This is a genomic window from Simplicispira sp. (assembly GCF_028687295.1).
GTDB lineage: Bacteria > Pseudomonadota > Gammaproteobacteria > Burkholderiales > Burkholderiaceae_C > Simplicispira > Simplicispira metamorpha.
This window is the reverse complement of the sequence record NZ_JAQUAL010000065.1, coordinates 1-17469: the sequence shown is the minus strand read 5'-3', so window position 1 is coordinate 17469 and position 17469 is coordinate 1. Positions and strand designations below refer to the sequence as shown.

The 17469-nt window shown below is 64.2% G+C and carries 12 protein-coding genes, 1 tRNA gene and 1 pseudogene; 10 read left to right on the top strand and 4 right to left on the bottom strand.

From position 1 onward, the window contains the following. Both PHX69_RS09095 and PHX69_RS09090 read left to right on the top strand, forming a co-directional pair. Positions 1-164 (top strand): annotated as a pseudogene (locus tag PHX69_RS09095) (heat-inducible transcriptional repressor HrcA); the annotation flags it as partial. A 40-nt stretch (positions 165-204) separates the two neighbouring features. Continuing rightward, a tRNA-Ile gene (locus PHX69_RS09090) sits at positions 205-281 on the top strand. A gap of 70 nt (positions 282-351) precedes the next feature. Here PHX69_RS09090 and PHX69_RS09085 read toward each other — a convergent pair. Continuing rightward, positions 352-807: a hypothetical protein gene (locus PHX69_RS09085; protein WP_119012937.1), complete on the bottom strand. Its 456-nt coding sequence runs from the start codon at positions 805-807 to the stop codon at positions 352-354. A gap of 221 nt (positions 808-1028) precedes the next feature. Next, the gene (locus PHX69_RS09080; protein ID WP_119012938.1) at positions 1029-1706 is read right to left on the bottom strand and encodes a TetR family transcriptional regulator; all 678 of its coding nucleotides are present in this window, start codon (positions 1704-1706) and stop codon (positions 1029-1031) included. Between the two features lie 181 nt (positions 1707-1887). Here PHX69_RS09080 and PHX69_RS09075 point away from each other — a divergent pair, with 181 nt between their 5' ends. Genes PHX69_RS09075 through PHX69_RS09065 form a run of 3 tightly spaced genes read left to right on the top strand, consistent with a single transcriptional unit; the run spans position 1888 to position 7820 of the window. Continuing rightward, positions 1888-3219 (top strand): efflux RND transporter periplasmic adaptor subunit, encoded by a 1332-nt coding sequence (locus PHX69_RS09075; protein ID WP_288043408.1) that lies wholly within the window; start codon positions 1888-1890, stop codon positions 3217-3219. A 12-nt stretch (positions 3220-3231) separates the two neighbouring features. Next, a complete protein-coding gene (locus PHX69_RS09070) occupies positions 3232-6387 on the top strand; it encodes an efflux RND transporter permease subunit (RefSeq protein ID WP_119012939.1) in 3156 nt (1051 codons plus the stop codon). 17 nt (positions 6388-6404) lie between these two features. Next, a complete protein-coding gene (locus PHX69_RS09065; RefSeq protein WP_288043407.1) occupies positions 6405-7820 on the top strand; it encodes an efflux transporter outer membrane subunit in 1416 nt (471 codons plus the stop codon). Positions 7821-7858: 38 nt separating this feature from the next. Here the strand turns inward: PHX69_RS09065 and PHX69_RS09060 are convergent, their stop codons facing one another. Then, positions 7859-9814, bottom strand: a complete 1956-nt coding sequence (locus tag PHX69_RS09060) for an EAL domain-containing protein (RefSeq protein ID WP_288043406.1) — start codon at positions 9812-9814, stop codon at positions 7859-7861. 187 nt (positions 9815-10001) lie between these two features. On the opposite strand from PHX69_RS09060, the gene PHX69_RS09055 reads away from it, so the two are divergent. Together PHX69_RS09055 and PHX69_RS09050 are read left to right on the top strand one after the other, a co-directional pair. Beyond that, positions 10002-10625, top strand: coding sequence for a Crp/Fnr family transcriptional regulator (locus tag PHX69_RS09055; RefSeq protein ID WP_119012941.1), 624 nt, complete (start codon positions 10002-10004; stop codon positions 10623-10625). Between the two features lie 246 nt (positions 10626-10871). Next, complete coding sequence (locus PHX69_RS09050; RefSeq protein WP_288043404.1) at positions 10872-12968, top strand: sensor domain-containing diguanylate cyclase; 2097 nt, start codon at positions 10872-10874, stop codon at positions 12966-12968. 85 nt (positions 12969-13053) lie between these two features. On the opposite strand, the gene PHX69_RS09045 is transcribed toward PHX69_RS09050, so the two are convergent. Continuing rightward, positions 13054-13362 (bottom strand): DUF4148 domain-containing protein, encoded by a 309-nt coding sequence (locus PHX69_RS09045; protein WP_288043402.1) that lies wholly within the window; start codon positions 13360-13362, stop codon positions 13054-13056. A gap of 326 nt (positions 13363-13688) precedes the next feature. On the opposite strand from PHX69_RS09045, the gene PHX69_RS09040 reads away from it, so the two are divergent. From PHX69_RS09040 to PHX69_RS09030, 3 genes are read left to right on the top strand one after another with little or no spacing between them, the layout of a single operon-like run. Further along, positions 13689-15314 (top strand): ABC transporter ATP-binding protein, encoded by a 1626-nt coding sequence (locus tag PHX69_RS09040; RefSeq protein ID WP_119012943.1) that lies wholly within the window; start codon positions 13689-13691, stop codon positions 15312-15314. Beyond that, on the top strand, positions 15301-16383 hold the full coding sequence (locus tag PHX69_RS09035) for an ABC transporter permease (protein ID WP_119012944.1): 1083 nt from the start codon (positions 15301-15303) through the stop codon (positions 16381-16383). Before PHX69_RS09040 ends, PHX69_RS09035 begins: the two co-directional genes overlap by 14 nt. A gap of 1 nt (position 16384) precedes the next feature. Next, positions 16385-17305, top strand: coding sequence for an ABC transporter permease (locus tag PHX69_RS09030; RefSeq protein ID WP_288043400.1), 921 nt, complete (start codon positions 16385-16387; stop codon positions 17303-17305). Positions 17306-17469 lie beyond the last annotated feature (164 nt).

Genomic DNA, 17469 nt, shown 5'->3' with positions numbered 1-17469 from the left:
CTTTTGAAGAGCTTTCTGTGGTCAGTGCGCCGTATGAAGTCGATGGTCAGGTGGTTGGCACCTTGGGGGTGATCGGCCCCACGCGCATGCCGTACGATCGCATGATCCATATCGTGGACATTACGTCCAGGTTGGTGTCCAACGCCCTCAGTCACCACAAGTAAGCCCCTACAATAGCGGCTTCGCGCGGCGTCAGCGTGATCTGGGGCGTTAGCTCAGTTGGTTAGAGCAGAGGACTCATAATCCTTTGGTCGACAGTTCAAGTCTGTCACGCCCTACCAAGCCATACAAGAAAACCCTGCTATCAGTCTGGTAGCAGGGTTTTTGATTTTTCGGCATGGCACCTGGCCCTCAGTGCTGGCCTTCGGTCAGGGTGTCGAGCTGGAAACGCCCGGTTTTGTCCCACAGCCAGGTGTCGGTGTAGGTAACGCGGCCCATGCGTGTGGGCGCGGGGTAAGGGGCGGCAGCGCGCACAGTGCGTTCAATTTCTGCCACCACCTCGGGAGCGTGGCGTGGCGCGCGCATCCAGCGCAGGCGCTGCACTTGTCCCTTGGCGTCGATATCCACCTCCAATACGCCAATGGCATACAGCATGGCGGGCAGCTTGCCCGGATAGATGCGCTGGGCGTTGAGTCCGTACAGGTGCGTTGCTGCGTCCTGGCGGTAGGCGCGCGGCGTGGTGGCCGCAGAGGAGCGTGCCGAGCCAGGCAGGCTGCTGGCCGGTGTGTCGGTGCCGGGCCAGCGGCTGTCGCTGGCCCCTTCGGGGGCGGATTTGCAGGCGCTGACCAAGGCCGTCACGGCAGCCATGAGGCCGGTGATCAGCCAGTGGCTGCGAGGCCCGGATGGGCGGGGGCGTGGTGGCAAGGGCATGGATGGCATTCGCTGGACTGCGAGAGGGCGGCGCGCCAGTCTTGTGCGGGCCTGCTGGGGGCGCAGTGTAGTGCGAACGACGTGCTGGTGGTGCAGGCCCTGTCACCAGTGTGCCCGGCATGGCCCGATTTTGCTATTGAAAGTGAAGCTGCTTGCGCTTATAGAGCGGGCGCTGGAGGCACTTTTGGCTTGATATTTTCAAGCGCTGGAGTGTGGGTGGCGTGCAGGCCCAGGCCTGCCAGGTAGGTGTCCAGCATGGCCTGGCCGCTGTGCACCAGGTCAAAGGCTTGCGGGTTCAGCAGCCAGTGTTGCACCAGCCCCTCCACCATGATTTGCAAGCCCAGCGCGGCTGTGTCCAGTGCGATGGGCGGTGCTTTTTGTTGCTCATTGAAGGCGCGTTCCAGGGCTGCACGGTTGTAGGCCACGCAGTCGTTGTGTGTGCGCAGGCGGCGCGTTTGCACATCACCGAGTTCATCGGTGAACTCCATCTTGTGGGTGGCGATTTGCAGTACCCGGCGGGTCTGATCGTCGTTGGCAATGAGGTGCAGGGCATCCAGGAGTGCTGCGCGCAATTGCGTCAGGGTGTTGGTGCCGTGGGCCAGGCCCGCCCGCGCCATGGGCGCTTCCAGGGGCAAGGTCACGCGCTCCATCATGGCGTTGAACAAGTCGGCTTTGTCTTTGAAATGCCAATAGATGGCGCCACGCGTGGTGCCTGCCGCCAGCGCAATGTCGTTGAGCGAAGTGCGCGATACGCCACGGGCCTGAAACAGTTGTTCGGCAGCATCCAGCAGGCTGCTGCGGGTGGCCTGTGCGTCTGCCTTGGTGCGTCGGGCCATGAAAATTACCTCTGCCAATGGTGTCCAAAGCCTCACTATACATACATTCTGGAATGTATGTATACTGCGATTTTTTCAGTGCATTGCAGGGCGTTGCTGTGTGATGCGCGGGCTGTGGGCCGCAGCCGGGGGTTTGCCTGCTGCTGTGCCCTTGTCAACCATCTCCGCCAAAGGATTTTTCATGCCTGCCTTGTGCTACGCCAAGACTGCCGTTCCTGTTGTTTCTGCTCCTTCGCGCTGCTGGGGTCGGCGCTCCTGGTGGGTGGGCGGTTTGAGTGCCGTTTTGCTGTTGTCGGCCTGTGGCAAAACCGATGCCCCTGGCGCAGGTGGCCCTGCGGCGCGCGCCATGCCGCAGCCCGAAGTGGGCGTGGTTACCGTGGCACTGCGCGATGTGGGTCTGGTCACTGAGCTGCCCGGTCGCCTGGAGGCCTCGCGCGTGGCGCAGGTGCGGGCGCGGGCGGCAGGTATTTTGCAAAAGCGCCTGTTCCGCGAGGGCAGCGATGTCAAGGCCGGGCAGGCACTGTTCACCATTGATGCGGCGCCCTACGCGGCGGCGCTGCAAAGCGCCCAGGCGCAGTTGGCGCGGGCGCAGGCCAACCTGGCCCAGGCCAGTGCGCTGGCCGAGCGCTACCAGCCGCTGGTGGCCGCCAATGCCGTGAGCCAGCAGGAATATGCCAATGCCGTGGCCGCCCAAAAGCAGGCCGCTGCCGATGTGGCCGCTGGCAAAGCAGCGGTGCAAACGGCCAGCATCAATCTGAACTACGCCAGCGTCACCTCGCCCATCTCCGGGCGTATCGGGCGCGCACTGGTCACTGAAGGCGCACTGGTGGGCCAGGGCGAGGCCACACAACTGGCCGTGGTGCAGCAGATCAACCCGGTGTATGTCAACTTCACCCAGTCAGCGGCTGAGGTCATGAAGCTGCGCCGCGCGCTGGAGGCCGGGCAGTTCAAAAAAGCCTCTGGCAGCGATGCCGCCAGCGTGCGCGTGGTGCTGGACGATGGCAGTGAATACGCCCTGCCGGGCAAGCTGTTGTTTTCTGATCTGACGGTGGATGCCACCACGGGCCAGGTCACTTTGCGTGCCGAGGTGCCCAACCCCAAGGGCGAGTTGCTGCCCGGCTTGTATGTGCGTGTGCGACTGGAACAGGCACAGGTGTCCGATGCTTTTACGCTGCCACAGCAGGCCGTTACGCGCACCCAGCAGGGTGACAAGGTAACGGTGGTTGCCGCCGACGGCACGCTCAGCCCGCGCATGGTCAAGGTGGGCGCTGCGCGCAACAACCAGTGGGTGGTGCTCGACGGCCTCAAGGCGGGCGAGCAGGTGATGGTCGATGGCTTCCAGAAGCTGCAAATGCTGCCGCCCGGAACCCCCGTCAAAGCCGTGCCGTGGCAGGCGCCGGGCAGTGCAGCGCCCGTGCCGCAGACTGCGCCCGCACCGGCAGCTGCGCCCGCTTCTGGCCCAGCGCCAGCGGCCAGCAGCCCTGCCGCTACCGCCAGCGCTGCGCAGCAATAAGGAGCGCACGCTATGGCCAAATTTTTTATTGATCGCCCGATTTTTGCGTGGGTGATTGCGCTGTTTGTGATGGTGCTGGGCGCTGTGTCCATTACCCAGCTGCCGATTGCGCAATACCCATCGGTGGCGCCGCCCACCATTGTGATTTCTGCCGCGTACCCGGGTGCGTCGGCACAGACGCTGGAAGACAGTGTGCTGGCCGTGATCGAGCGCGAGATGAATGGCGCGCCCCGTCTGGCCTACATGGAGGCGGTCAGCCAGGCCAACGGCTCGGGCAGCATCACCCTGAGCTTTGAGCCCGGCACCAACGCCGATCTGGCCCAGGTCGAAGTGCAAAACCGCTTGGCACGGGCCACGCCACGCCTGCCTGCTGTGGTGAATCAGCAGGGTGTGCGGGTAGAAAAATCGCGCTCCAACTTCCTGTTGTTTGCGATGCTGTCGTCGTCCGATCCCAAAACTGACGTGACCGCCTTGAGCGATTACGCCTCGCGCAACATCGTGCCCGAGTTACAGCGCCTGCCTGGTATCGGCCAGGTGCAGTTGTTTGGCTCCGAGCGCGCCATGCGCGTCTGGGTGGATCCGGCCAAGCTGCAGGGCTACAACCTGTCGCCAGCTGATGTGGCCAGTGCCATTCAGGCACAAAACGCGCAGGTTTCTGCCGGTAGCTTGGGCGAGCTGCCCAACCTCAGCGGCCAGACTATTTCTGCCACGGTAGTGGTGCCCGGGCAGCTCGGCACGACAGCCGAGTTTGGCAACATCGTGCTGCGCGCCAATGCCGATGGCTCCAGCGTGCGGCTGAAAGATGTGGCCCGCATTGAGCTGGGCGCACAGTCCTACGCCACCACGGCACGCCTCAACGGCAAACCGGCGGCCGGCATGGGCGTGCAGTTGTCGCCCTCAGGCAATGCGCTGGCGGCTGCGGAAGCGGTCAAAAAACGCATGACCGAGCTGGAAAAGTACTTTCCGCCCGGCGTGACCTGGACGGTGCCTTTTGACAGTTCCGACTTCGTCAAGATTTCTATCCAGCAGGTGGCGATGACGCTGCTGGAAGCCATCGTGCTGGTGTTCCTGGTGATGTTCTTGTTCCTGCAAAACATCCGCTACACCATCATCCCTACCATCGTGGTGCCGGTGGCGCTGCTGGGTACCTTTGGCGCACTGCTGGCCATGGGGTTCTCGATCAACGTGCTGACGATGTTCGGCATGGTGCTGGTGATCGGTATCGTGGTGGACGATGCCATCGTGGTCGTTGAAAACGTCGAGCGCATCATGAGCGAAGAGGGGCTGCCGCCGCTGGAGGCCACGCGCAAGGCCATGGGTCAGATTTCCGGTGCCATCGTCGGTATTACCGTGGTGCTGATATCGGTGTTTGTGCCGCTGGCTTTCTTTGCTGGCTCGGTGGGCAATATTTACCGCCAATTCTCGGCGGTGATGGCCGTGTCGATTGGCTTTTCTGCCTTTATGGCCTTGTCGCTTACGCCAGCGCTGTGCGCCACGCTGCTCAAGCCGGTGGTGGCAGGACATGCACATGCCAAAACCGGTTTCTTCGGTGGCTTCAACCGGGGCTTTGCGCGCACCGCCAAGGGCTACGAGGGCTGGGTGGCCAAGCTGCTGCGCCGGGGAGGCCGAATGATGGTGGTGTACGTGGCACTGATCGCTGCTGTGGGTGTTTTGTATATGCGCCTGCCGACCTCGTTCCTGCCCAACGAAGACCAGGGCAGTTTGCTGGTCAATATCCAATTGCCGCCAGGTGCAACGCTGGAGCGCACGCAGGCCGTCGTGGAAAAAGTGGAAGGTTTCATGCTCCAGCAGCCTGAAGTCAAGAGCATGGTGGCGGTGATGGGCTTCAGCTTCTCGGGCCAGGGACAAAACGCCGGGTTCTCTTTTGTGACGCTCAAGGACTGGAGTGAGCGCAAAGGTGCCGGCCAGACCGCTGAGGCTTTGGCTGGCCGTGCCATGGGGGCGTTGTCGGGTGTCCGCGATGCGTTTATTTTTGCGCTCAGTCCGCCACCCATTCCGGAGCTGGGTGTCAGCTCTGGCTTCACCTTCCGGCTGCAAGACCGCGGTGGCAATGGCCATGATGCTTTGGTGGCCGCACGCAACCAGATGTTGGGCATGGCCTCCAAGAGCAAGGTGCTTGCCGGTGTGCGTCCCGACGGTCTGGAAGATGCACCACAGTTGCAGGTGGATATTGACCGCGACAAGGCCAGTGCCCAGGGGGTTGGTTTTGCCGCCATCAACAACGCCATCTCTGCGGCGCTGGGCTCCGCTTATGTGAATGACTTTCCCAACGCTGGGCGCTTGCAGCGCGTGGTGGTACAGGCCGAGGCTCAGGCGCGCATGCAGCCTGAAGACATCCTCAAGCTGACGGTGCTCAACAGCCAGGGCAAGGCCGTACCGTTGTCGGCGTTTGCCAGCACCCGCTGGGTCAGCGGCGCCATGCAGACGGTGCGCTACAACGGCTACCCGGCCATGCGTATTTCTGGCGGTGCAGCCCCCGGTCACAGCACCGGTGAGGCCATGGCCGAGATGGAGCGCTTGGCAGCGCAGCTGCCCGCAGGCTTTGGTTTTGAATGGACGGGCCAGTCACGTGAAGAAAAACTGGCAGGCTCGCAAGCGCTGGTGTTGTATGGCTTTGCCATCCTGGCGGTGTTCTTGTGTCTGGCTGCACTGTACGAGAGCTGGTCGATTCCGCTGGCGGTGATTCTGGTGGTGCCACTGGGCGTTCTGGGTGTGCTGCTGGGCATTACCGGGCGTGGCATGGCCAATGACGTGTATTTCCAGGTCGGGCTGATCACCATCATTGGCCTGTCCGCCAAGAACGCGATTTTGATCATCGAGTTTGCCAAAGACTTGCAAGCGCAGGGCCGTGGCGTAGTCGAGTCTGCCTTGGAGGCCGCGCACCTGCGGTTCCGTCCCATCATCATGACCTCGCTGGCCTTCATTTTGGGTGTGGTGCCGTTGGCGATGGCCTCGGGCGCCAGCTCGGCCAGCCAGCGGGCCATTGGCACCGGCGTGATCGCGGGCATGGTGGTTGGTACCTTCCTGGCGGTATTTTTTGTGCCCACGTTCTTTGTGGTGGTGCGCAGCCTGTTCAAGGGCAGCGAGCGCCAGCGAAAAATGCACGCAGAGCATGCCAAGGCCGCAGGTATCGAGGCCCACCAATGACAACGAAGGTAAAGCCCATGCGCAATAGCAATGCCCGGACTCCCCGGCTCCTGTCCCTGAGTGTGCTGGCTCTGCTGGCGGGCTGCTCCATGGCGCCCATCTACGAGCGTCCCCCGGCGCCTGTGGCCGCACAGTGGCCCGCATCCAGCGCCGATAACACCGCTGCCACCACAGCAGCGGCAGACATGGCCTGGCAGGATTTTGTGGGTGATGCCCGCCTGCGCGAGCTGGTCATGCTGGCGCTGGACAATAACCGCGACCTGCGTGTGGCGCTGGCTGCCATCGAGCAGGCACGTGCCCAGTACCAGATTCGCCGTGCCGATCAACTGCCCACCATCAACGCTGCGGTCGCAGGCAACCGCCAGCCCAGCAGCGATGGTGAGTCCATCAGCAGCGCCTATACCGCTGGCTTGGCCATGGCCTCATGGGAGCTGGATTTTTTTGGCCGGGTGGCCAGTCTGAAAGACGCTGCCCTGGCCCAGTTCCTGGCCACGCAAGAGGCGCGCAATGCGGTGCAGACCAGCCTGATTGCCTCCGTCGTCAGCACCTGGTTGAGCCTGCAAACCAACAACGAACTGCTGGCCCTGACGCAGCGCACGTTGGCTACGCGCCAAGACTCGCTGCGCCTGAACCGCATGCGTTTTGAGCAGGGCGTGACCTCGGCCCTGGATTTGCGCCAGGCTGAATCGCTCACTGCTGCAGCGCAGGCCACGCTGGCCCAGCAGCGGCGCTTGCGGGCACTGGATGTGAACGCGCTCACGCAATTGGTGGGACAGCCTTTGCCTGAGACACTGCTGGCTGCGCCCGCCATCCCGGCAGCGCAGTCCCTGCACGATGTCCCGGTAGGTATGCCGTCGGATTTGCTGGAGCGCCGCCCCGACATCCGCCAGGCCGAGCAACAGCTGATAGCTGCCAACGCCAACATCGGCGCCGCGCGGGCCGCATTTTTCCCGCGCATTGCGCTCACGGCCAGCGCCGGAACGGCCAGTGGCGCGCTCTCGGGCTTGTTCCAAAGCGGCGCTTGGGGTTGGACGTTGGCGCCCCAGGCGGTACTGCCCATTTTTGATGCCGGGCGCAACCAGGCGGCGCTGGAGTCAGCACAGGCCGGGCGCGATATGGCGCTGGCCCAATATGAGAAAGCCATCCAGGGTGCGTTCCGTGAAGTGGCCGATGCCCTGGCAGGCCAAGCCACGTTGGGCGAGCAGGTGCGCGCTCAGCAAGCCCAGGCCGATGCTGAAGCTGACCGTTTTCGCCTGGCCGATCTGCGCTACCGCAACGGCGTAGCCAGCTACCTGGATGTGTTGGATGCGCAGCGCGCCCTGTTTGCTACCCAGCAAGCGCTGGCCCAGACACAGCTGGCGCAGCAGCAAAACCGGGTGGCGTTGTACAAGGCGCTGGGAGGCGGTTGGAGCGCGCAGGCGCCGCAGCTGTAAGCAAAAGCCGGGGGGCTTCGGCTCTCCGGGTAGGCTGTTCAATAGGCAGTCAGCACTGGCGCAATCGGGCTGTGCGCATGTGCATGGCCGTGTGCGTGGCCATGGCAGTGAAGGTGTGCAGGACTGCGGGTGGCAATGCTCTGGGGCGTTGGCGCCGGTGCGCTCTCGTGTACCACGATGGGCAGTGTGCGGTGTTTGGCATCGTGCTTGGCCAGCGCCGCCAGGTTCGCCACGTCTTCGGCCTGTAGTGTCTGACCTGGGGCAATGCAGGCAGCGCCCACCGACACCGTGGTGCACGGAAAAAATCGCTCCACGCCATACCGGTCCTCAGCGTGGATGCCCCCTGCGGCTTGGGCATCTGCATCAAACAGCAGCCGCGCCTGCTGGCCAAACTCCTCGACGATGGCCTGGCAGCGTGGCAGCCAGTCCTGGCTTTGGAATAGCACCAGAAAATCATCCCCTCCCACATGGCCGACAAAATCGCGCTCCGCGTTGGCGTGGGTGGTGATGACGCGCGCCAGCAGCCGGATCATTTCATCGCCGCGCCAATAGCCGTACTGGTCGTTGAATGGTTTGAAATGGTTCAAATCGGCATAGCAGGCGACAAAGCTCACCTGGTTTTCCAACAAGCGCGTGATGTGCAGGCTGATAGGGATATTGCCCGGCAAAAAGGTCAGGGGGTTGGCGTGGCGGGCTGCTTCGATGCGTGCCTCGGTTACCGTGCGCACCAATTGCTCGCCTGTGCCCAAGCCTATGTAGCGGCCATTGGCCGTGACGATGAAGCCATCGCTCAGGTAGCGCTGGTCTTGTGACGTCAGAATGCCCAGCAACTGCTCAACGTCGCAATCGCGCTCCACCACGCGCGGCTGCACATTCGCAAAGCCCAGACAGGGTTTGCGGCCATGCACCTCCCGAAAGTACAGCGTGGCGTAGTGCGTCATGAACTGCTGGCGATTGATCAGTGCGACCGGGCGTCCATCTTCCACAATGGCCAGCGCATGCAGGTTTTCATGGTTTTGAAAGCAGGCGGCTACGGTGTCGTTGACGGTGTCGGGGGTGAGCGTGGGCGCCTGTAGCACCGGCACATGGCGCAGGATGCCGGGGCGCGCACTCTGGTGCGCCAGTTGCGGCAGCACCGCCACACGGCGATCTTGCAGGGCTGTGAGCGCCTCGGCAGGCAATACACCGACCGGCTGGATGTCTGGATAGCCCAGCAGCCAGCCCTGGCCGTAGGCGATGTCCAGGTCGCGCAATGCACGCAAATCAGCGGGTGTTTCAATGCCCTCTGCCACCAAGGTGGTGCCAAACACCTGGGCAATGCTCTTGATGGCTTGCACCATTTGCAGGTTCTGGGGCTGCGCACTGATGTTGCGCACGAAGTATTTGTCGATTTTGACGAAGTCGGGTTTGACCTCAGACCACACCCGCAGGCTGGAGCGCCCATCGCCAAAATCGTCCAGTGCCAGTCGCATGCCTGCACCATGCACGCACTGTACGGCTTGGCGCAGCCGGGCCATGTCGCTCACGCGCTCGTGTTCTGTGATCTCCAGCACCACCATGCGCGGTTGTACGCCGAAGGTGCGCACTGTACGCGCCAGCGTATCGGCACCACACAATGCCACGGCCTGTACCAGCGCATCGGCGCTGATATTGATGAATATCCGACCCGCTGCGCGGGCGGCGCCCCAGCCTTGCAGTGCGGTGTAGGCACATACCAGCTCAAAGTCTTGCAGCAGGTGCTCCTGGCGTGCCATGTCCAGCAAGACATCGGGTGTGTGCCAGGGCGATCCCTGCGGCCCCCGGATGAGTGCCTCGTGGGCGTATACCGTGCCCTCGCGCAGATCGGCCAGCGGCTGAAAAACGCAATACAACTGCCCCGACCGCACCAACTGGGCCAGTGGCCCTTGCCCTTGCTGTAGCGCGGGCGACAGCGCCGCCAGCACCCGTGGACAGGGTGGGCGCACGAAGGGCAGCGGGCGTCTGGTGCGGAGCATGGTCATTGCTGGCAGCGTAGCGATCCGCGGTGACAGTCGTATTACAGCAGTGCGTGTGTGGCCCCGCAGGTGCTGCGCGGGGCATCCTGTGGCCGGGTGTTTTGCACGGCAGTTTGGTGGCCGCCGCACATCGCACTTTTGATATTGCGCAAAACACAATTGCAACCACCCCTGCACAGTCGCCGTCATGTTGAACCACTTCGATTCTGGCCTCTCCATGGTGAGCGATGAAGCCGCTGCCGGTACCGTGTTGCGGCTGCGCCAGCAGCGGCTGACCTCTGTGCTGTACCTGGACAGTGGGCGGGTGGTCATGGGCGTGCGTGAAGGTGGCCAGATGCGCCACCAATTGGGCAGCGTCGAAGGGCCGTCCTGGCTGGATGCCGCTTCGGCCTTGTTGGGGCTGCCCTGTCCCGTGGACATGGTCGCTGAAACCCGGGTGCAATTGCGGAGCCAGCCTCTGGAGGTTTTTCTGCGCGAGGTGCAGGCCATGGCGCCAGCCATGCAGGGGTTGTTGCGCGATATGGCCAGTGGCTACCGCCAGCAAACCGAACTGGCCATCAGCCGCTTGGCCCAGGACGCAGAGGCGCGCTGTGCCCAGTGGTTGCTGCACCACGCTCAGCAAGATGGCAGTGGCGCCCTGAGCGTCACCTTGCAACAGCGCAAGCGCCTGATCGCGGCGCAGCTGGGCATCGCTCCGGAGACGTTCTCGCGCGTACTGCGCAGTCTGCGCGAACATGGGTTGATTGCCGGAACCGGCAACGTGCTGCGCTTGCCGCAGCCGGGCGTCTTGCAGAACATGGTGGGCGGTTGATGGGTCTGGCCGACTGAGGTCATACACCTTCTCAGGGTTTTTACCCCGGTTCAAGCGAGGGTTCCACCCAAGGTCGGGGTGCCAATGGCTGCGTATATTGGCCTCTTGCCTCCGGTAAGTCGCTGCCACCATGTCCATTTTTCCCGTTCTGGATGCCAGGCGCTGGCGTGTTTGCTGTCGCCTGTGCTGTCCGCCCCGTCCACTGCCCGTTCGCTCCAGGCGCAAGGCCCCCTGTGTGGGGTACGCATGAGTGCGCATGGACCCGTGCGATCCGAGGGCGATGTGCAGCGCTGGCCACTGCCCGGCCCTTTGGTGTGGCAACTGGTGTGCCTGGCCTTGCTGGCGATGGTGCTCTCGGGTGTGGTTTCGGCGTGGCTGCTGGCCCGCTCCGCAGGCCAGCAAGCCCTGGAGCAACTGCAATCGCAGCAAACCGATGAAGTGGAAATGGTGGCGCGGCTGCTGGCCAGCAAAATAGAACAAAGCCAGAAAGTGCTGCGCACGCTGGCCGCAGGCATCACACCAGCCATGCTGGACTCGCCTGCGCTATTGCAGGGGCTGCTGCAACAAGGCCTGCCCGCAGTGCCATTTTTTGATGCGGTACAGGTGGCGCGCCAAGACGGTCAGTTGCGCGTGAACCTGCGCAATGGCCGTTTTGAGTCGCTGGCTGGGGTGGAGCCCGTCGAGCGCGATGCCTTGCGCCGCACGCTGGTGAGCGGCAAGCCCATGGTGTCCGAGCTGGTCGCCGGGCGTGCCAGCGAGGCGCGTGTCCTGTTCACCATGCCCTTGTTGCGAAGTGATGGCGCTGTGCTGGGGGTGGTGGCTGGGGCGTTGCGGCTGCAATCCCAGGGGCTGCTGCCCGCCTCCATGGCACCGCCCCAGCGCGGCCACTCGCGCCTGGTGGTGTTCACGCGCGATGGCACGATCTTGTTGCACTCCGATCCCGCCCGTACCCAGACCCTGGTGCGTGATGAGCCAGGTCTGGCCCAGGCCCATGCCCGGTGGCTGGCCGAGGCACAGCCCATCACGGGTGCTGGCAGTACACAGCGCCTGCCAGGTTACATCGTGAGCATGGCTGGCATCCCGCTGCCGCAGTGGATGGTGGCCCGGGTGACGGATTCGGGTGCGGTGCTGGCACCGCTGCAAGAGGCGCAGCGCCAGGCGTGGTGGCTGGCCGCCGCCAGCATGGCGCTGCTGGGCGCGCTGGTCGTGTTGACCATGCTGTGGCTGGCGCAGCCTCTGGTGCGTTTGTGTGAGCGTGCGCAGGCGCTCTGGCCCCCGGCGCCCGGGCCTGCGCCAGACTGGCCGCGCGCTGGTGGCGAGGTGGGCGCACTGGTGCAGGTGTTTCAGTACCTGGAGCAACAACGTGCCCATCACCAACAACAGCACCAGGCCTTGGCTGGGCGCTTTCAGGCCATTCTGGAGCACGCCTCGGTGGGCATTGTCATCACCCGGGGTGGGCGCCTGAAGGTGCTGGGCCGCCAAGCTTGCCAGATGCTGGGCTATACAGCGCAAGAACTGCAAGGCCAGCCAGCACGCATCCTTTATCCCTCTGAGGCGGATTACGCCGAACTGGGTGCGCGTGTACAGGCGGGGTTTGCGGCACATGGCGCTTTCGAGGGCGAAGTGTGCTTTCGGCGCAAGGATGCCAGCCCGGTGTGGGCACGGGTGCAAGGGCGGGCGGTGCAAGCCCACAGCATGCGGGGCGGCACGGTCTGGATTTTGGAAGACATCACGGCCCTGCGCGCGGCCCGCCAGCATGGCGCCTGGGCCGCCACACACGACAGCCTGACCCAGCTACCCAATCGCCAGGGTCTGGAGCAGCGCCTGCACCTGCTGCTGGCCGAGCGGGCACAGCGCCTGAGCGTTGCGCCGCCAGTGCCTTCCCCTGAGCCTGCGCCCGCGGGTCAGGGCTGCGATGGCGTGGTGCTGTTTCTGGATTTGGACCACTTCAGTGTGGTCAACGACGTGGCCGGCCATGGAGCGGGCGACGATGTATTGCGCCGCGTTGCGGGTCTGGTGCAAGCGCAGGTGCGCCAGATTGGCTGGGCTGCCCGCCTGGGGGGAGATCAGTTTGTGGTGGTTCTGCCCGGTTGTACGCTGGCGCATGCCCAGGCGGTGGCCGAGCAATTGCGCGCCACCGTGCAGGCCTGGGCCCCTGCCTACCAGGGCCGCAGCTTTGCCTTGGGCGTGAGCATCGGGCTGGTGGTGCTGGACACGGCACGCGACCAGGTGCAGTCCGTGTTGCACGCTGCGGACATGGCCTGTTATCAGGCCAAGCGCGCCGGGCGCAATCGCGTGGTGGTGGGGGACCGGCACAGCCCGCACGGCCCCGACACGCCGTGACCCGGCCCAAAACACAAAACCCCGCAGCGGCACGGGCCTTGCGGGGTTGGACGGATCACCTGCCGCAGCAGGCGCTCCCGTGTTATCAGCTGCGGATGCCCGAAGCCAGCGTGCCCGAGCGCACGGCAGTCACGGCTTCAGCGCGCACGGTATCGCGGCTCAGTGCGGTGCCCGCAGTGGCTGCCTGGGCGGCGGGGGCGCTGCCCACCACATCGTTCTTGAAGTGGGCGACGGCCTGCACCGCTTCGGCGTTCACTTCGGCGCGGGTGCGCTCGGATTGGGTCTGGGCTTGGTAGTTGATGCCGTAAACGGCGTCAAACTGGTCTTGTGCCTGGGCGCCCAGGCTGGAGAGAGCGGCGATGGCGGCGATGGAGAGGATGCGAGCGGTGTTCATGGCAGTGTTCCTGTGCAAAAAAAGTGACTTCAAAAATTGGTCGATGCCAGCCCGGGTAACGGGTTGCTTATCGAGTGAGTGAACTTTATTCCTTATTCGTTTAAAGAAAAACTATCCAGTCGCAAACTAACTGTTCCAGTTCTTGACGCAATCAAGGGGGAACTTTTGCGACTGTGTCGTCAACTGGCATGGGCTGCACGGTACAGACCCGTTATCCAGCTACTCTGTGAAAGCTATCAAAACGATAGCTGCTAGCGCACGACCACATTGCGCTAAAGCCTAATTTGGTTCATAAAGCCAAAGCAAACTGAGAGACAATCGCGCGCATGAGTTCTACCGTACCTCCTTGCGCGCCTGGGGCGTCGCCGCTGCCTGAGCCGCCACCGCCACGGCTACAGTTGACCGGCATCACCAAGCGCTACCCCGCCGTGGTGGCCAACAGCGGCGTCTCGCTGACAGTGCAGCCGGGCGAAATCCACGCCGTGCTGGGCGAAAACGGCGCTGGCAAATCCACGCTGATGAAGATCATTTATGGCGCTGTCCAGCCTGACGAGGGCAGCGTGCAGTTCAACGGCCAACTGGTGCAGGTGCGCAACCCGCAAGAGGCGCGTGCGTTGGGCATTGCCATGGTGTTCCAGCACTTCAGCTTGTTTGACACGCTCTCGGTGGCCGAGAACGTCTGGCTGGGGCTGGACAAAAGCCTGCCCCTGTCGGAGGTGACGCGGCGCATCAACGCCAAGGCCGCCGAGTACGGGCTGGACGTGGACCCGCTGCGCCCGGTACACACCCTGAGCGTGGGCGAGATGCAGCGCGTGGAAATCATCCGCGCCCTGCTCGCCGAGCCCAAGGTGCTGATTCTGGACGAGCCCACTTCGGTGCTCACGCCGCAGGCCGTCGAGAAGCTGTTTGTGGTGCTGCGCAAGATCGCCGCAGAGGGCTGCAGCATTCTCTACATCAGCCACAAGCTGCACGAAATCCGCGCGTTGTGCAGCGCCTGCACGGTACTGCGCGGTGGCCAGGTGACGGGCGTGTGCGACCCGCGCGAGGAGTCCAACGCCTCGCTCTCGCGCCTGATGATTGGCGCCGAGCCGCCCGCGCTGGAGTACCGCGCTGCGCACACGGGCGCACCGGTGCTGCGTGTGCAGGGCCTGAATCTGGCACGCGCCGACCAGTTTGGCGTGGATCTCATCGACCTGGACTTGGAAGTGTGTGCGGGCGAGGTGGTGGGTATTGCCGGTGTTTCGGGCAACGGGCAAAAAGAACTGCTGTACGCCCTCTCGGGCGAAGATTTGCGTCCAGCACCGGAGATGGTGCAGGTAGCAGGCCACCGCGCTGGCCGCCTGGGCCCGCGCGAACGGCGTGCGCTGGGCCTGCACTTTGTGCCTGAAGAGCGGCTGGGGCGCGGTGCCGTGCCCAGCATGGGGCTGGCGCACAACCTGCTGCTCACGCGCAGTGATGCCGTGGGGGCGCTGGGCTGGATCGACATGGGCAAGTTGCAGGCGCAGGCACAGCGCATCATTGAGCGCTTTCGCGTCAAGGCGGGCGGGGTGAATGCACCGGCGCAGTCGTTGTCGGGGGGCAACTTGCAAAAGTTCATCGTGGGCCGCGAAATCGACGCGCGCCCCCAGCTGCTCATCGTCTCGCAGCCCACCTGGGGCGTGGACGTGGGCGCGGCGCAGCAAATCCGCGCGGCCCTGCTGGCGCTGCGCGATGCGGGGTGCGCCGTGCTGGTGCTGAGCGAAGAGCTGGAGGAGCTGTTTGACATCAGCGACCGGCTGTACGTGATCGCCAAGGGGCACCTGTCGCCGCCGGTAGCGCGCGAGCAGGCTACGGTCGAGCGCATCGGCGAGTGGATGAGCGGCCTGTGGCACGCCGATGTGCAGGCCCACCTGGCCCGCAACCGCGATCAACTGAACGCACTGGACCAGGAGGCACACCATGCTCAGGCTTGAACCGCGTCCGCAGGCCTCGCGCCTGTGGAGCTATGGCTCGCCGCTGCTGGCGCTGGCGATTACGGTGCTGATCGGCATCGCCCTGTTTGCCGCCCTGGACAAAGACCCGGTGCGTGCCTTGCAGGTGTTTTTCTGGGAGCCGATCAAGTCGCAGTACGCCCTGGGCGAACTGGTGGTCAAGGCCACGCCGCTGCTGCTGATTGCGCTGGGGCTGGCGGTGTGCTTTCGCTCCAACGTCTGGAACATTGGTGCCGAGGGGCAGTTTGTCATGGGCGCCATTGCGGCCGGTGGCGTGGCGCTGCTGGCCGACAAGAATACCGGCGCCTGGATCGTGCCGGTGGTGCTGCTGGCCGGGGTGCTGGGTGGCATGGTGTGGGCGGGCCTGGTGGCCTGGCTGCGCGACCGCTTCAATGCCAACGAAATTCTGGTCAGCCTGATGCTGGTCTATGTGGCCACGTTGGTGCTGGGCTACCTGGTGTTCGGGCCCTGGAAAGACCCCATGGGCTACAACTTTCCGCAAACCAAGACGTTCGAGAAAGTGACGCAGATTCCGCGCCTGATGGCCGGTTCGCGCATGAACATCGGCTTGCTGCTGGCGCTGGCCGGTGCGGCGGCGCTGTGGGTGTTTTTGTTTCGCACCCGCGCCGGTTTTGCGCAGCAGGCTGGCGGCATGGCACCGGCGGCGGCGCGTTACGCGGGGTTTTCATCGCGCCGGGCGCTGTGGACGGCGCTGTTGGTGTCGGGCGCTGCGGCCGGTCTGGCTGGGGCGCTGGAAGTGGCCGGGCCGCTGGGCCAGCTCACGCCGTATGTGCCCACGGGCTACGGTTTTGCCGCCATCATCGTCGCCTTTGTCGGGCGGCTGCACCCGGTGGGCATGGTGTTTTCAGCCATCTTGATGAGCATGTTTTATATCGGTGGTGAGCTGGCGCAGTCGCGCCTGGGGTTGCCCAAGTCGCTCACGGGGGTGTTCCAGGGCCTGCTCTTGTTCGCGCTGCTGGCCTGCGACACCTTGATTGCCTACCGCATCCGCTGGGTGCGTACCCCCACGGCCCTGAAGGGAGGGCGCTGACATGGAATCTTATGCATTGCTGATGGGCGCCACCCTGAGCGCGGGCACGGTACTGGCGCTGGCCGCGCTGGGCCTGCTCATCAACGAGAAAGCGGGCATCGTCAACCTCGGGGCCGAGGGCATGATGCTGTGTGCTGCGCTGGCCGGGTTTGCCACCACAGTGGCCACGGGCAACGAGTGGCTGGGTTTTGCCGCCGGCATGGGCGCCGGGGCGCTGCTGGCGGGCATTTTTGGCTGGCTGGTGATTTGGCTGGGCACCAACCAGTACGCCACGGGGCTGGCGCTGTCTTTGTTTGGTGTGGGCTTTTCTGCCTTTGCGGGCCTGGGCTATGTGCAGGCCAAGCTGCCCGCGCTGGCCGAAGATGGCATTCCCTTTCTGCGCGATGTGCCGCTGGCCGGGCCCGCGCTGTTTGCGCACGACCCGCTGGTCTATGGCGCTATCGTGCTGGCGCTGGCACTGGCGTGGTTTTTGCAGCGCTCACACGCCGGGCTGGTGCTGCGCGCGGTGGGCGAATCGCCCGCCTCGGCCCATGCGCTGGGCTACCGTGTGCGCTGGATCCGCTGGGCTGCCGTGGTGGCGGGCGGCGCACTGTGCGGGCTGGCGGGCGCTTTCATCTCTTTGGAATACACCCCGCTGTGGGTAGAGGGCATGGTGGCCGGGCGCGGCTGGATTGCGCTGGCCTTGACCACTTTTGCCACCTGGCGCCCGGCGCGCGTGCTGCTGGGGGCCTATTTGTTTGGCGGCGTCACCATGCTGCAGTTTCACTTGCAGGCCAGTGGCGTGGCGCTGCCCAGCCAGTTGCTGAGCATGTTGCCCTACCTGGCCACTATCGTGGTGCTGGTGCTGATCTCGCGCAACCCGGCCTGGATTCGCGCCAACATGCCCGCCTCGCTGGGCAAGCCTTTCTATCCCGGTGCCTGAGCCCGTGGCCATGGCCCTATTGCTTTTTTTGACCCTGAAGGACTAGGGCGTGTCATCAACCAAATCCTGAGTGTGGAGCACGGCCATGGTACTTGTCATGCCAGCCAAACCACAGCAGCGGCAAGGTAGATAGCGCCCAGGAAGTTGCGCGCCGTCTTGTCGTA

Excerpts from the sequence above, each read along its gene's own strand:
- PHX69_RS09055 (WP_119012941.1), top strand. The coding sequence starts at position 10,002 with ATGTTGAACCACTTCGATTCTGGCCTCTCCATGGTGAGCGATGAAGCC.
- PHX69_RS09045 (WP_288043402.1), bottom strand. The coding sequence starts at position 13,362 with ATGAACACCGCTCGCATCCTCTCCATCGCCGCCATCGCCGCTCTCTCC.
- PHX69_RS09075 (WP_288043408.1), top strand. The coding sequence starts at position 1,888 with ATGCCTGCCTTGTGCTACGCCAAGACTGCCGTTCCTGTTGTTTCTGCT.
- PHX69_RS09065 (WP_288043407.1), top strand. The coding sequence starts at position 6,405 with ATGCGCAATAGCAATGCCCGGACTCCCCGGCTCCTGTCCCTGAGTGTG.
- PHX69_RS09040 (WP_119012943.1), top strand. The coding sequence starts at position 13,689 with ATGAGTTCTACCGTACCTCCTTGCGCGCCTGGGGCGTCGCCGCTGCCT.
- PHX69_RS09085 (WP_119012937.1), bottom strand. The coding sequence starts at position 807 with ATGGCTGCCGTGACGGCCTTGGTCAGCGCCTGCAAATCCGCCCCCGAA.
- PHX69_RS09050 (WP_288043404.1), top strand. The coding sequence starts at position 10,872 with ATGAGTGCGCATGGACCCGTGCGATCCGAGGGCGATGTGCAGCGCTGG.
- PHX69_RS09035 (WP_119012944.1), top strand. The coding sequence starts at position 15,301 with ATGCTCAGGCTTGAACCGCGTCCGCAGGCCTCGCGCCTGTGGAGCTAT.
- PHX69_RS09070 (WP_119012939.1), top strand. The coding sequence starts at position 3,232 with ATGGCCAAATTTTTTATTGATCGCCCGATTTTTGCGTGGGTGATTGCG.
- PHX69_RS09060 (WP_288043406.1), bottom strand. The coding sequence starts at position 9,814 with ATGCTCCGCACCAGACGCCCGCTGCCCTTCGTGCGCCCACCCTGTCCA.
- PHX69_RS09080 (WP_119012938.1), bottom strand. The coding sequence starts at position 1,706 with ATGGCCCGACGCACCAAGGCAGACGCACAGGCCACCCGCAGCAGCCTG.
- PHX69_RS09030 (WP_288043400.1), top strand. The coding sequence starts at position 16,385 with ATGGAATCTTATGCATTGCTGATGGGCGCCACCCTGAGCGCGGGCACG.